The following is a 753-nucleotide window of genomic DNA, read 5'->3' as shown; positions in this document are numbered from 1 at the left end:
GGAGCCGCCGATGCCCGCACCGACCCGCCTGCCCCGTCCCCTGCCCGCCGCGCTCCTGCTCGCAGGCCTCGCCGGGGCCGCGCAGGCCGAGGATGCGCCGTCGATCGCCTGGCCCGAGCCCGGCGGCCGGGCGACGATCAGCCGGGCCTTCAACGGATCGCCGATCACCGTCGGCGTCTCGTCCCGGACGGGCGGCGCCATCGACAGCCTGACCTGGGGCGGCACGCAGTTCATCAACGCCCACGATCACGGCCGCGAGCTGCAATCGGCCTCGTCCTACGACGGCTACGGCGAGTGCCTGAACCCCACCGAGGCGGGCAGCGATTCCGACGGCACCGGCCCGCGCAGCACCACCCTGCTCACGGAGCTGAAGCTCGGCCCGAACACGCTCCAGACCCGGTCGCAGATGGCCTACTGGATCGAGCCCGGCCGCGTCACCGGCAGCTGCCCGAAGGGACCCGGCCCCCATGCCGGCCCCCGTTCGGACGACGTCCTGGCCAAGACCGTCACCCTGGGCGCGGCGGGGGTGGCCAACGCCATCGCGTACCGCGTCACCTACATCACCGCGCAGGCCCACGAATCGGCGACCTTCGAGGCGGCCACCGCCTACATGCCGCCGGACTTCACCGCGTTCTGGAACCTCGACCCGGCGACGGGCCGGTCCGAGCCGCTCTCGGCCGGGCCGGGCGAGCAGAGCGTGCCGGTGATCCTGGCGACCCCCGACGGCGCCCGGGCGATGGGCGTCTACAGCCC

1 protein-coding gene is annotated in these 753 nt (G+C 74.5%); it reads left to right on the top strand.

Translation table 11 applies throughout. The features are described from left to right. Window positions 1-10 precede the first annotated feature (10 nt). Window positions 11-753 (top strand): hypothetical protein (locus FV233_RS29685; RefSeq protein WP_147899662.1); only part of this gene is annotated, 743 nt, incomplete at its 3' end.

This window comes from Methylobacterium sp. WL7 (genome assembly GCF_008040085.1).
In the GTDB taxonomy this organism is placed as follows: Bacteria; Pseudomonadota; Alphaproteobacteria; order Rhizobiales; family Beijerinckiaceae; genus Methylobacterium; species Methylobacterium mesophilicum.
Note: the sequence above shows the minus strand (reverse complement) of the source record. Positions and strands in the feature narration are given on the sequence as shown.